This window comes from Flectobacillus sp. (genome assembly GCF_049240685.1).
Classification (GTDB): domain Bacteria; phylum Bacteroidota; class Bacteroidia; order Cytophagales; family Spirosomataceae; genus Flectobacillus.
Genome location: NZ_JBMLSD010000148.1, coordinates 1,319 through 14,053 on the forward strand (window position 1 = coordinate 1,319; position 12,735 = coordinate 14,053).

Annotated in this window: 12 protein-coding genes; 4 read left to right on the top strand and 8 right to left on the bottom strand. The window is 38.4% G+C overall.

The window, feature by feature from the left end; genetic code table 11:
• The first annotated feature begins 520 nt into the window (after nucleotides 1-520).
• Together ACOVQ4_RS06780 and mgrA are read left to right on the top strand one after the other, a co-directional pair.
• Nucleotides 521-1,522, top strand: coding sequence for a Gfo/Idh/MocA family protein (locus ACOVQ4_RS06780; protein WP_421819895.1), 1,002 nt, complete (start codon nucleotides 521-523; stop codon nucleotides 1,520-1,522).
• Nucleotides 1,523-1,559: 37 nt separating this feature from the next.
• Nucleotides 1,560-2,549: an L-glyceraldehyde 3-phosphate reductase gene (gene mgrA / locus ACOVQ4_RS06785; protein ID WP_421819896.1), complete on the top strand. Its 990-nt coding sequence runs from the start codon at nucleotides 1,560-1,562 to the stop codon at nucleotides 2,547-2,549.
• An 84-nt stretch (nucleotides 2,550-2,633) separates the two neighbouring features.
• Here mgrA and ACOVQ4_RS06790 read toward each other — a convergent pair whose 3' ends face one another.
• The 8 genes from ACOVQ4_RS06790 to ACOVQ4_RS06825 all read right to left on the bottom strand — a co-directional run bounded on the left by ACOVQ4_RS06790 (nucleotide 2,634) and on the right by ACOVQ4_RS06825 (nucleotide 10,900).
• Complete coding sequence (locus tag ACOVQ4_RS06790; RefSeq protein ID WP_421819897.1) at nucleotides 2,634-3,032, bottom strand: NUDIX hydrolase; 399 nt, start codon at nucleotides 3,030-3,032, stop codon at nucleotides 2,634-2,636.
• 318 nt (nucleotides 3,033-3,350) lie between these two features.
• Entirely contained in the window at nucleotides 3,351-4,721 is a 1,371-nt protein-coding gene (locus tag ACOVQ4_RS06795) for a nicotinate phosphoribosyltransferase (RefSeq protein ID WP_421819898.1), read from the bottom strand.
• A gap of 281 nt (nucleotides 4,722-5,002) precedes the next feature.
• On the bottom strand, nucleotides 5,003-5,884 hold the full coding sequence (locus tag ACOVQ4_RS06800) for an NUDIX hydrolase (protein WP_421819899.1): 882 nt from the start codon (nucleotides 5,882-5,884) through the stop codon (nucleotides 5,003-5,005).
• 226 nt (nucleotides 5,885-6,110) lie between these two features.
• On the bottom strand, nucleotides 6,111-6,578 hold the full coding sequence (locus tag ACOVQ4_RS06805) for a GNAT family N-acetyltransferase (RefSeq protein WP_421819900.1): 468 nt from the start codon (nucleotides 6,576-6,578) through the stop codon (nucleotides 6,111-6,113).
• Nucleotides 6,579-6,800: 222 nt separating this feature from the next.
• A complete protein-coding gene (locus tag ACOVQ4_RS06810) occupies nucleotides 6,801-7,586 on the bottom strand; it encodes a PhzF family phenazine biosynthesis protein (RefSeq protein WP_421819901.1) in 786 nt (261 codons plus the stop codon).
• 182 nt (nucleotides 7,587-7,768) lie between these two features.
• Nucleotides 7,769-8,260, bottom strand: coding sequence for a MarR family winged helix-turn-helix transcriptional regulator (locus ACOVQ4_RS06815; protein ID WP_421819902.1), 492 nt, complete (start codon nucleotides 8,258-8,260; stop codon nucleotides 7,769-7,771).
• Nucleotides 8,261-8,535: 275 nt separating this feature from the next.
• On the bottom strand, nucleotides 8,536-10,014 hold the full coding sequence (locus ACOVQ4_RS06820) for an ATP-binding cassette domain-containing protein (RefSeq protein WP_421819903.1): 1,479 nt from the start codon (nucleotides 10,012-10,014) through the stop codon (nucleotides 8,536-8,538).
• A 40-nt stretch (nucleotides 10,015-10,054) separates the two neighbouring features.
• A complete protein-coding gene (locus tag ACOVQ4_RS06825; protein ID WP_421819904.1) occupies nucleotides 10,055-10,900 on the bottom strand; it encodes a helix-turn-helix domain-containing protein in 846 nt (281 codons plus the stop codon).
• Between the two features lie 242 nt (nucleotides 10,901-11,142).
• Here ACOVQ4_RS06825 and ACOVQ4_RS06830 point away from each other — a divergent pair, with 242 nt between their 5' ends.
• Both ACOVQ4_RS06830 and ACOVQ4_RS06835 read left to right on the top strand, forming a co-directional pair.
• On the top strand, nucleotides 11,143-12,123 hold the full coding sequence (locus ACOVQ4_RS06830; protein WP_421819905.1) for a phytanoyl-CoA dioxygenase family protein: 981 nt from the start codon (nucleotides 11,143-11,145) through the stop codon (nucleotides 12,121-12,123).
• Nucleotides 12,124-12,212: 89 nt separating this feature from the next.
• Complete coding sequence (locus ACOVQ4_RS06835; RefSeq protein ID WP_421819906.1) at nucleotides 12,213-12,590, top strand: aldo/keto reductase; 378 nt, start codon at nucleotides 12,213-12,215, stop codon at nucleotides 12,588-12,590.
• Nucleotides 12,591-12,735: the final 145 nt, after the last annotated feature.

The following is a 12,735-nucleotide window of genomic DNA, read 5'->3' on the forward strand; positions in this document are numbered from 1 at the left end:
TCGCAAAATATCAGTCAAAAATTAAGCTATACTTCTGAAATCTAACAGCAGATAGTTTAACATCAACAGGAGTGTACGAAGGATTCTATAACTGTTTATTTCGGATATCGGATGTTGGATTTCGGAAGTGTAATCTTTACTTTTCTTAAAAAATAAAGTTATTTAACCTTATATCCGAAATCACCAATCCCAAATCTGCAATTCTTTGGAATCCTCCGTACACTAATGATGCATCATCTTGCATTTTAGGATAAAAAAGGCGTTCAAAATTAGTTTTTCGAACGCCTTTTTTTGATGATATATTGAAGAACATAATCACTTTAGACGTAAAGTATTGCCTCTCTACCTGTAAAATTCTTATTCCAAATAATCACTCATTTGCTCAATCACTAAATAGGACGGACATCGTAGCTTGTCTGTTCACTTGTTTGTCCCTATCTTTAGGTACTTATTTTGAGTGATTCACCATCATTATCACTCTTCAAAATTCTATCCTCAATTTAACAAATTACCTACTCCCGTGGAAAATACAATCTCAACCTCTCCTACTCGCTGGGGAATTATTGGCTGTGGAAAAATCGCTGAAAAATTTGCTGATGACCTCATGAGTGTTCCAAACGCTTTACTCAATGCGGTAGCCTCCCGTAGCCTCGAAAAAGCACAGGAATTTGCCAAGCCATACAACTGCCCCAACACGTTTGGAAGCTATGAAGAGCTTGCCAACAGTGGTCTTGTCGATGTGATTTATATTGCAACACCTCATGCGCAACATTGTGAAAATACCTTAATGTGCCTCGAAGCTGGTGTACCTGTATTATGTGAAAAAGCTTTTGCTATCAATAGCCAAATGGTAAAAAGCATGATTGCTAAATCTCAAGAGAAACAAGTATTCTTGATGGAGGCTATCTGGACTCGTTTTCACCCTGCTATTAATCAAATCAAAGAGATTATCGAAAATGGCACCATTGGAGAAATCAAACATATCGTAGCAGACTTTGGCTTTTTGGCAAATTATGACCCAGAAGGTCGTCTTTTCAACCCTGAATTGACTGGTGGCTCGTTGATGGATATTGGTATTTACCCTTTATTTATTAGTAAACTACTTTTGGGAATTCCTTCTCAAGTAAAAGCCGTGGGCGTAATGGCACCTACAGGCGTAGATATGAATATGTCTATTGCTCTGGCATTTCCTAACGGTGCAACGGCCTCTTTATTTTCAACACTAGCCGCTAAAACAGATACGACTTGTACGATTTATGGTACAAAAGGCAAAATCTTTATTCATGGTCGTTTCCATGAAACTTTTGGTTTTACCCTAACTATCGAAGGCGAAGAACCTCAAGAAATAGCAACCGAACGTAATGGCTGGGGATATAGCTATGAAGCTATCGACGTGCAGCGTTGTTTGGCAGAAGGACGTATCGAAAACGATAAACTTCCTTTACAATTTAGCTTAGAATTGATGGAACTTATGGATGAAATTCGTGCTCAAGTGGGCTTAAAATACCCTCAAGAGGCATAAAATAGATTGAATTACAGCTAAACTCTATTTTTCATAAATGACTTACCTTGCTAATCCTACACGCTACGGCGACATGACGTATCGTCGTTGTGGACGCAGTGGACTACAACTTCCAGCGCTTTCGTTGGGCTTATGGCATAATTTTGGAGGCGTAGATACCTTCGAAAACTACCGTGCTATCCTTCATACGGCTTTTGACCAAGGCGTTACGCATTTTGACCTTGCCAATAACTATGGGCCTCCTCCAGGCTCGGCAGAAGAAAATTTTGGAACAATTCTCAAAAAAGACTTTTTGCCCTATCGTGATGAGTTGATTATTTCGACCAAAGCAGGATATACGATGTGGCCTGGTCCTTATGGCGATTGGGGTTCAAAAAAGTACCTTGTCGCTAGCCTAGACCAAAGTCTTAAGCGTATGGGATTGGAATACGTAGATATTTTTTATCACCATCGCCCAGACCCAAATACGCCTTTAGAAGAAACTATGGCGGCTTTAGATTTGATTGTTCGTCAAGGAAAAGCTTTGTATGTAGGTATCTCAAATTATAAAGCTGAAGAAACAGCTCAAGCAAGCGCTATTCTCAAGCAGTTGGGTACGCCTTGTGTTATTCATCAGCCCAAATACTCGATGTTTGAACGTTGGGTAGAAGGCGGATTATTAGATACTCTGGAAAAAGAAGGTATTGGGTGTATTCCTTTCTCGCCATTGGCGCAGGGTTTATTGACTAACAAATATCTTCAAGGTGTACCAGAAGATTCCAGAGCTGCCAAGCCTCATGGTTTCTTGAAAACGGCGATGATTACTCCTGAAAAACTAGAGCAAATACAGCAACTAAATACTCTCGCTCAAGAGCGCGGACAAAGTTTAGCACAAATGGCTCTTTCATGGATTTTGAAAGACCACAGAGTAACATCAGTTTTAGTAGGTGCTAGTCGACCAGCTCAGTTATTAGATTCGTTGGAATGCCTTAAAAACACCAACTTTTCAGCAGAAGAATTAGCAAAAATTGAAACGATTTTGAAATAGATTTTTGCTGATGAAAACAAACACCCCCTTCCTAACACATTTTAGTGAATTAGGAAGGGGGTGTTTATATTTTTGAAAAATAGTTTAATCCAACAAACCCTTTTCTCTTAAATAGTCGAAAATCAACTTGTCAACTTCTGCAATTTTGTCTTGGTCTGTGTATTTGAGCCATTGGATTACTTCTATTTCTGAACTGGCTTTTAAATCGCCTGTATATTTTCCTGAATAACAGGTCATTCTAACCACAACACCTTCAGGATGTCCATGCGCTTGTGCTTCAAAAGTACCTATATAGTTTAGGGTTTCAGCTTGAAGTTTTACGCTCAATTCTTCTTCTATTTCTCGAAGCAAAGCCTGCTCGTCGGTCTCTCCTACTTCTCTTTTTCCTCCTGGGATATAGAACTTATCCTTCCCATAACTTTTTGTGGAAAGGATAGATTGATTCTGTAACTCTATCCAAGCAAGTTTATCTATTACTTTCATGTTCAAGATATATTACTAAGTTAGTAAGTATTGCTGCAAAATTAGATTTGATTTATGTGTTTTAGGGAACAGGCAACAGGCACTAGGCAAAGAGTGTTAAAATGTTTTATAGTAATGATAAATATGTTTTGTCGAATGCCCAAAGCTGTAAGCTCAAAAATTAAATTTTATTTTGCTTTAAGCTTTCAGGTAACGGCTTTGGGCGGTGGGCATTGGAAAAAAGCATGGCTGTGGTTATTAAAACATTTTAACACTCTTTGCCTTGTGCCTGTTGCCTTGTGCCTAAACACATAAATAAATATCATTTTGTGCAATTACTTATAAACTATTCTCCTTCACTTCGTCAAAAGTATAATCTTTCAAGATTTCTCCATTTTCAAAAACTGTCACGAGTAAATCCTCTCCTTCTTCGTCGAGGTTAACCGTATGATATTCGTTGTCTTTGAGAATGAGTTTCAAACGCCCTTTCTTACTCTTTTTACCGTGGTCTGTAATAGGGTCTTTAAATACTAAGCGGTCTTGTCCGTCGACTGTGGCGCAACTGCATTTGAAGGCAAATTTTTGGGTATCTCTATGGACTTTTTGCAAAAGTGCCCCTCCCATCCCAAAAGTAATATTATCAGCACTCCAACCATTTACAGCAAGATTTTCAAGAATTTCGCCAATACTTTCATAGTTGACACCATCACCTTGGATTACTCTGATTTGTGGCACTAATACTTTATAGCCTTTTTCATTGACGGTATAACCTATTTTTTCACCAAGAATCTCTGTCACTTTCAACACTACATCCTTAGGAACACCACTATCTGGACGAACTACTAAAGTACCATTTCTCGCTAAAATCTTTTCTTTCAAAGCTTCGCCCCAAAGTTTTTCGCAGGCGTGATACACATCGTAGCTATCGCTCACAACCGCCACTAACCCTTCTGGATATTGGTCAAGCATATTGCGATAGGCGTCTAGTTCGCCTTCTTGTTTCCAACTCGTAATAGTGCTGTGTTCGGCCGCTGGAATACTGAAACCAAACATACTGTCGGGCTGATAGTACTCTTGGATAAAGGTCAAGGCGGTTACGGTATCTGTACCCATAAAGTTTACCAAATGCGCCGCTCCTCCTATACCTGCACTTTCGACACTAGAGACTCCTCTAAACCCAAAATCATGAAGTTTGAAATCAATAAGACTTGGGTCTCCTGTTTTTTCTAAATAGGATAAAATCAATGAACGAACGGCCTTGCTGGTGGTAGCAACTGTACATGGATACCATAGTTGCACTAATAAGGTTTCTAAAAAATTGCTTAACCAATAACATTTTGGGTCGGTATTTTCGACGGTCATTAGTACGTGATGTGTCGGAATAACTGCACCTTCGGCAACGGCTTTGATTCTTATGGGAAGTTTACCTTGATATTTTTCGAGAATATATTCCCAGCCTTGACGGTTAAATAGCGTTTCTGAGCCAAAATGTGCGGCATAAAGTTTAGCAGCTTGGTCTATCTTGGCTTGCGTAACAACCTCTCCTGCCAAATATTCTTTAAGCAAATACTGCAATCCGAAAAAAGTAACTTGCTCGAATTTACCTCCGCGACTCTCGAAATAACTGTAGATATGACTAGTTCCAGAAGGATATTGTTTGTAATGACTCAGCTTGTAGCTGTCGGTGAGTAGGAGGATATTATTTTGCATATCAACTCGGTTTGGGCTTCGAAAAGCTGTATTTATAGCAGTAAGCTAAAGGCTTTCAAACCATTTCCCGATTTCTTAGGTCCTGAGAATTTAGCTTACGTTAAGTTTTTATTAAAAAACAAAGATAGAATTCTTGATGTAGTAAAGAACTTATCAAGATAAATATTTCTTGTAGGCCGTGGGCAATCAGCATTGGGCATTCGGTAAAATACTTTTGGCAACTAAAATAATTCAACCACGTGCTAAAGAATCCGAAATCAAATATCCGACATCCTCAATCCTTAAAATCCCTTTTTTTCCCATAACCTAAAAATCACACGATGCTCTTCTACAAAATCTTGCTCAGTCAAAGAAGCGATATCGAACCATCTTAACTCTTCAATATCATCTTGTGCTGTGGGAGTCCCTCCTTCGTATTCGGCTACAAAAAAACTGGTAATGATTTTATCTACTTCTTCTCTGTATCGCCAATCATCTATTTTGGCAGTACCAATGTATCGAGCTTTGGTTAATTTCAAACCTGTTTCCTCCTCGGCTTCTCGGATGGCTGCATCTTCGAAACAATCGTCTTCGGGGTCGATAAACCCTCCGATAAATCTAAAAAGTGCTTGCTGAGGTTTTCTACCAAGTAAAACTTTATCGCCAGAAACAATGGCAACATCAACGGTTGGAAACACTTTCGGATATTGCGCTCGAACGGTTTGGAATACACCTGCGCGATAGGCTACTTGCGAACGGTCGGCGTCGCCAATGATGTGTGGTGCATATTCGGGCAACTCAACCCATTCGAATGGATAAGGGAGCTCGTACTGGGTGAGATTGTTGCTTTCCTTGAAGACAAATAGTTGACAATTAACACTTTCCCCAACAGCCTGAGCAATAGCACTTTCTAAGGCTTGTGAGGTGGCTTGCGCAGAAATTTGTTTTTTGAAAGTAGTAATTTTAGTCTTTGGAAATTCCTTTTCCAGCATCAACTTTCTGGTTTCTACATCTAAAGGGTGATTTTTGCTAGAAGGAATAGGCGCTGACGCAATTACAAGAACCACTTCGGGATATTGATTTTGCAACTGGTTGATAAAGGCTTTTTCAAAAGCTCCTATTTCGATTTGTTGAAAAGTGCCAACCACTACGGCGTATAAAACTGATGAGGTATTTTGAGTCATACTCTTGGTCTATTTTTCATTGAGTACTTTAAAAATACAACCATTTCTTGAAAAGAAGGGTTTCCTAGCCTATTCATTTATCAAAATGTCCTTGCCTAGGATAGCTTGCCTTTTAGATTTAGTGTATAGCTAAAAAAGCGCCATAGATACGAAAGAACACCAATTATATTGAAGTCTTTCGTACCTACGGCGCTTTTTCTCAAACAGAAATACCTGTCTAAAATTTCTAAAACACTATCTCCATTTTAATATCTGCACGAGAATATTCGGTTTCGCCAATCGGAACTTCTACGAAGCCTAATTTGCGATACATCGTCAAAGCTGGAGTAAGCTGAGTCGAGGAAACTAACCATAGAACTTTTGCTCCTAAATCTTTTGCCGCCTGAATCGTATGCGCACACAAAACCTTTCCTGCTCCGATACCTTGATATTGTGGATTTACCGCCATTTTAGCCATTTCATAATCGGTATCGCTATTTTTGACTAAAGCTACTGTTCCAACTACTTGATTTTGATAGAGAGCAAAAAAAATCTGTCCTCCACTTTCCAAAATATATTTTTCAGGATTTTCCAGTTGCTCCACATCATGCGGTTCTACCTTAAAATACTTTTGAATCCACTCTAAATTCAAAGTCTTAAAATCCTCTTTGTACTGAGGTTGGAATGATTCGATTTGTATTGATTCCTTTGTCATAAATCTATCATGCTATAGCTTTGAGCCGTAGGCTTTTATAAAAAAGTTGTCAGTTATTGGTATATCAGTTATTGGATTGCACTCATCATCATATTGGTATGTTCAAATTAACTTTTGGGCAAATTCAAACATTGAGCTTTCGGCTATGAGCTTTCGGTAAAATATTCCCCATGAATTCAAAGAAACTTTTTTGCCGAATGCCTATAGCCGAGAGCTTAAAGCCTACACAAAGATTTGCCCTTTAAGATATAGCACTGCCTTTCCAGCAATTTTGACTCTATCGCCTTCTAATTTACACCATAATTCGCCTTTACGGGGGGATATTTGCCAAGCTGTTAGTTCTGTTTTGCCGAGTTGTTCAGCCCAGTAAGGTGTCAAAGTAGTATGTGCCGAACCCGTCACTGGGTCTTCATCAATCCCTGATTGTGGGCCGAAGAAGCGTGACACAAAATCTACCTTGCTACCTTTGGCGGTTGCAATAATTCCTCTGGCTTCGATTGTTGCCATTTGACGAAAATCAGGGCGAAGTTCTAACACCAATGTTTCATTTTCGAGTACTACCATATAATCCGACTTGCCACGATAGGTATGAAGGATATTTACGCCTAAACATTCATTTAAAGCTGGTAGTGGTTCCACTTCCTTGATTTCATCCGCTGGAAAATTCAGCTCCAATAAATCTCCTTGTTTTTGTACGGTCAAAATGCCACTTCTCGAAAAAAACTCGATAACTTCATGCCCATAACCTAGCTCCGTAAATAATACATGTGCAGTTGCCAAGGTAGCATGTCCACACAAATCAACCTCTACCGTTGGCGTAAACCAACGAATATGAAAACGAGTATCAGTTTCTTGTACAAAAAAGGCTGTTTCGGCTAAGTTGTTTTCTAAAGCAATTTTTTGCATTAAGTCGTCTGTCAACCAAGATTCGAGTGGACAAACTGCTGCTGGATTTCCTCCAAATACGTTAGAAGAAAAAGCGTCTACTTGATAAATAGGAATTTGCATTGTATTAAAGTTGAAGTTTATGTAGTTGGGTGATAGCTTTTTGAGAGAACTTTCCTTCTTTTTTATTACTTAAGTAATCGTGCAAAATAAGATTTAATCGATTGAGGATGTAAGATATTGATAATTAAAATTTTACATTCACAATTCACAACTCATAATTCAGCACTAATACTTACTATGAGCTACTTTGATTTTTCATCAATGTATTTTTGATAATAGTCCATATAAACACCATCTTTCAAAAAATATTGCTCAAAAGATTCCAATGAACGCATTAAGTCGTGCGATTCTTTATCTATGAGTTGCTGATTCACTGTTTTGAGATTATCCCAAATTTCTTGTAACTGCGGTAAAAAAGCCCAGCCTTTTTCTGTTAGTTTCAAGATACGTTTACGTGCATCTTCAGGCGATTTTTCGGACATTACCCAGCCTTTTTTTTCTAATTCTTTCAAAAATTGAATCACCGCAGGATGTGAAATATGGAGATACTCCGATGCTTCCATCACACCGATTGACTCCTTTTGAGACAACAAGTAAAAAAGAGGAAACCACTTTGGTTCAAAATCTATATCATGTACACGATATACATTCACGGCCTGCTTAAAAACCAATTCGGCAAGACGTTTCATCCTACTCGCAATCGCTAATGGGCCAAGTTCTTTTATAATATCCATTTTTATGTAATCAGTTACGTAACTAGTTACTAAATTAATTATTTATTTTAACTAAAAAAATAAAAGATAAGAATTTTATGATAGTCGGCTCAAATCTGACTGCTCCCAGCCGACTACCAGCTATGATATTAAGTTAGCACGCAAAATGAAATTCAATTTTTGAGCTTTCGGCAAAAATATAGCTATCGTTACTAATAAACATTTTTACCCTCTTTGCCTTGTGCCTGTTGCCTTATGCCTAAACATATAACTTAAATATTATTCTGCACGATTACTTATCTATCTAAAATTTGAGCATTACCTTCTGTCATTTTTAACACTTTTGATACACAGGCTGGTATCTCACCTTCATAATGCGTTACGTAAAGCAACGTTTTATTCAATTTAATACAAATTTCATCAACCAAATCCCTAAAATAACGGATATGCTGTTGATCAAGCCCCTGACAAGGCTCGTCTAAAACCAATAATGGAGGATTTTTAATGAGCGCTCTTGCCAACAAAACCATACGTTGTTCGCCTGTAGAAATTTCAGCGAAACGTTTTTGTGCCAAATGCTCTATCCCCAACAAGCGAAGATATTTCTCGGCTAACTCTTGTTGTCCAGGTTTTAATGCTTGATACAAACCATTGGTATTGTACAACCCAGAGGCAACAGCTTTAAATACTTCTGTACGCTTGGTAAAAAATAAATGTAGTTCAGGCGATACAAACCCTATTTTGCCTTTGATATCCCAAATCGACTCTCCCGAACCTCTTTTTCGGTCGAAAAGGTCAAAATCATTGGCATAACTTTGTGGATTATCGGCATTAATAAGACTCAAAAGTGTAGATTTACCAGAACCATTTGGCCCTAATACAGCCCATTTTTCACCACGTTTTACTTCCCAATTGAGCGTATTCAGTACCTTTTTGTTTCCATAACTTACGTTTACGTTACGCATACGAACAGCGTATTCGAAGTTATCTTGGCTTGTGCTCGATGCCAAAAGTTCTTCCAAGAGAGCATGATCTAAATTGACCTCCTGTGTAGTTTCGGTTTCGGTACTTTTCTTTAGTTCAAAAACATTCGTAATACAAGTCGGAATTTCATCGGGCGTAGTTACCAAAATGATATGTGTGCCATGTTGCGAAATAGCATTGATTGCCTCATGCAATATGGCTCTGGAAGCGACATCTAAGCCCACAAATGGGGTATCCAATAACATCACTTTAGGACGTTTTAGGAAAGAACGAGTCAGTAAGGTACGACGAGTTTCTCCGTTTGAAAGGGTCATCAATTTACGTTCGAGCAAATGCTCGATACGCAATACTTTTGCAGCATTCAATAACTCATCTTCGGTATATGGCGAAGGAGGTAATTTAACCGATTTTTCATCAATTGTACCTATTGGCTTCATTTGGTCTGTCAAAAACTCACGAACTGTTGGCGAGTTTTCGGCATCATATACATTAAAACGCTGTTGGTAATATTGTGCGGCAGAATTCAGGATGCGATTTCCAGAATAATCTCTGGATACCAACTCGATTTTATCTTTCAGTAATTGTCCTTCTTCCAGAAAATGGAATTTAACTTTTCCTCCCACAAATGGAATTTTACCAGCCAAGGCTTCCAATAAGGTGGTTTTACCCGAACCATTTTCGCCTACAATAGCCCAATGCTGTTGGTCTTCTATTTGCCAAGTGAGGTTACGGACGACAATTTTTTCAAATTTTCTGAGTGCTGTATTTTCTAAACTTATAAAAGGAGTCATTCTATTTTATTGGTTAACCACAGATTAATCTACACAAGTCTCAAAAATAATGCTTTTTAAATGCCAAAGGGTTGACTCCAGTCAGCTTTTTGAAAGTTCTGTTAAAATAGGACATACTTTCAAATCCACAATCGAAGCAGGTTTCGGTAACATTTTTGTCTAAAAGCAATAAATTTTTGGCTTGATTGACCCGATAATGATTCAAAAATTCGATAAAAGTCAGGCGTGTCATTCTTTTAAAATAGCGACAAAAAGCCGCTTCTGACAGATTAGTCATTTCGGCGACTTCGCTCAGTTCTATTTTTCGCTGATAGTTTTCATCGATAAACTGATACAAGCGTTTGATACGCTCTTGGTCTTTTTTGTTATATTGATTTTCAACAGGTTTTTCGTGTAAAAGTTCGTATTCAGTCGTATTAGCTAAAAACTGAAAAATGGTCAATACCTCCAAAAACTGCTCAAAAGGGGGAATTGTACGGATATTTTTCATTCTTTCGGCCAATGCTATCTTTACATTTTCGCCAAAAGCAATACCGTATTGTGAACGCTCAAACAGCTCGGCTATTCCTTTGAGTTCGGGCGTTTGGGTCAGTCCATTTCCCAAAAATGACGGGCTCAACTGCAAAACTACTTTTTCATAATCCTCCGTCTTGACCATGTAATCAAAATTGAGATGCGGAATATTAGAGCCTATCAACACCAAATCATTGTAATTATAGCGCGATATATGCTCGCCTACATGCCTAGTCCCATCAGTACCTTCGATATAGACCAGTTCGATTTCGGGGTGAAAATGCCAATAAAAAATCTGACTCAATCTTGGATTTTGCATAATCCGAAATGAGCTATTAGAGTCTGGAGAAAATTCTTCTAAAACGAGTTTCATAGTTCTTTGCTGTGGATTTTAAAAAAAAACCTCAAAATACCGTTTAAGCACAATCAACTAGCTTATGAGCTTGCTATGAATTTGTCAAATTTTGAACTTTATTTATCCATTTGCAAATCATTATTTATCAAAAAATCAAAATTGTTCAAAAAATGGCAATTATTAGCCAAGATTTTGAGTAGAATAACAGGATAAATTTGTATAACAATTTCAATAATAGATATTACTAAACTAACAAGACCATGCAAATGACTCCGACAATGGCCCCTACAATGATGGCCAATCAAAATCATAAAGATATTCCGGGAAATCCTTCGACTGCGACGAGTAGCAAAATCGGTTTGAATGACCGTAGCAATGGTAAACCCTTACGTGTATTGAGCGAAGAAGATTGGCAATTTTGGATTCATAATGGGTATGTAGTCATCAAAAATGCCATCTCACGTGAGCAAGCCGCAAAGACAGCAGCCTTTCTTTGGGAGTTTGAGGAAAAAGATCCTACGAATCCTGACACTTGGTATTCAGCACCGAGAGCCGAAATGCAAATGAAGGAATTGGTAGGCAGTGGCATGGTCGAGGTGTATAATCATCAGTTGTTGTGGGAAAACCGTCAGGCACAACGTGTATATGATGCTTTTGTGGACGTTTGGGGTACCGAAAAATTGTGGGTAACCATTGACAGAGCAAATTTGAATTTCCCGATGCGACCAAATCATATTTTCAAGGGTTTTATCCACTGGGACTATGACCCCGAAACTCGCCCTCAGAATGTACAGGGAGTTTTAGCATTGGCTGACCAGACGGACGAAAATATGGGAGGTTTTCAATGTATTCCTGAGTTATATCGTACTTATGATACTTGGAAATTGACTCAACCAGAAGATAGAGACAGATTTAAACCAGATATTACTGGATTTGAAGACCAATTAGTCAAAGTAAAACTAGAAGCTGGAGATTTGCTTATTTTTAATAGTACACAGCCACATGGCATTCGTCCAAATAAGAGTGAAGATAAGGTGCGTATTGCCCAATATATTTCGATGATGCCAGCCGAGGAAGACAATGAGGCTTTGAAAAACTGGCGAATTAATTCATGGAAAAACCGTATCGCTCCTGAAGGATACGCATTCCCAGGCGACCCAAGAAATTTTGAAAGAGACCGATACGAAACAGCAGTTTTGTCAGATTTAGGCAAAAAATTACTTGGACTTGATAGTTATTGAGCGATTGAATGAGTGGTGATTGAGTGATTTTTGTCGACGAAATATTTAATAAAATCACTCAATCACCAATACACAAATAATCTAAAACCATGCAGTTATATACAACTTTAAATACGGGACAAACCATGCCTTTGTTGGGGCTTGGAGTGTATGATATGTACAACCAAGAAGCCGAGCAAGCCGTAGAATGGGCGATTGAGACAGGCTATCGATTAATTGATACGGCTTCGATGTATGAAAATGAGATAGAAATCGGCAATGCCATACGACGAAGTAATATCCAGAGAAGCGAATTGTTTGTGACAACCAAAGTCCATAACAACGACCAAGGTTATGATAATACCTTAAAGGCTTTTAAACAAAAGCGCAGAGGCAAAGAGGCACAAAGTGTGAAAAAAATCTATCAAATACATGACAGTAGGATAGTGTCTTTACCCAAAATCACGTTGTGTCTTCTCCATCGCTGAGACGCAAGCATTGCGTCTCTACAAAAAATCCCTTTGTGCCTTTGTGCCTGTTCCCTCTATCCCTCTCTACAAAAAATCCCTCTGTGCCTCTGTGCCTGTTCCCTCTATCCCTCTCTACAAAAAATCCCTCTGTGCCTCTGTGCCT

Coding starts and splice junctions, on each gene's coding strand:
- ACOVQ4_RS06815 (WP_421819902.1), bottom strand. CDS start 8,260: ATGGATATTATAAAAGAACTTGGCCCATTAGCGATTGCGAGTAGGATG.
- ACOVQ4_RS06810 (WP_421819901.1), bottom strand. CDS start 7,586: ATGCAAATTCCTATTTATCAAGTAGACGCTTTTTCTTCTAACGTATTT.
- ACOVQ4_RS06830 (WP_421819905.1), top strand. CDS start 11,143: ATGCAAATGACTCCGACAATGGCCCCTACAATGATGGCCAATCAAAAT.
- ACOVQ4_RS06790 (WP_421819897.1), bottom strand. CDS start 3,032: ATGAAAGTAATAGATAAACTTGCTTGGATAGAGTTACAGAATCAATCT.
- ACOVQ4_RS06805 (WP_421819900.1), bottom strand. CDS start 6,578: ATGACAAAGGAATCAATACAAATCGAATCATTCCAACCTCAGTACAAA.
- ACOVQ4_RS06825 (WP_421819904.1), bottom strand. CDS start 10,900: ATGAAACTCGTTTTAGAAGAATTTTCTCCAGACTCTAATAGCTCATTT.
- ACOVQ4_RS06800 (WP_421819899.1), bottom strand. CDS start 5,884: ATGACTCAAAATACCTCATCAGTTTTATACGCCGTAGTGGTTGGCACT.
- ACOVQ4_RS06795 (WP_421819898.1), bottom strand. CDS start 4,721: ATGCAAAATAATATCCTCCTACTCACCGACAGCTACAAGCTGAGTCAT.
- ACOVQ4_RS06820 (WP_421819903.1), bottom strand. CDS start 10,014: ATGACTCCTTTTATAAGTTTAGAAAATACAGCACTCAGAAAATTTGAA.
- mgrA (WP_421819896.1), top strand. CDS start 1,560: ATGACTTACCTTGCTAATCCTACACGCTACGGCGACATGACGTATCGT.
- ACOVQ4_RS06835 (WP_421819906.1), top strand. CDS start 12,213: ATGCAGTTATATACAACTTTAAATACGGGACAAACCATGCCTTTGTTG.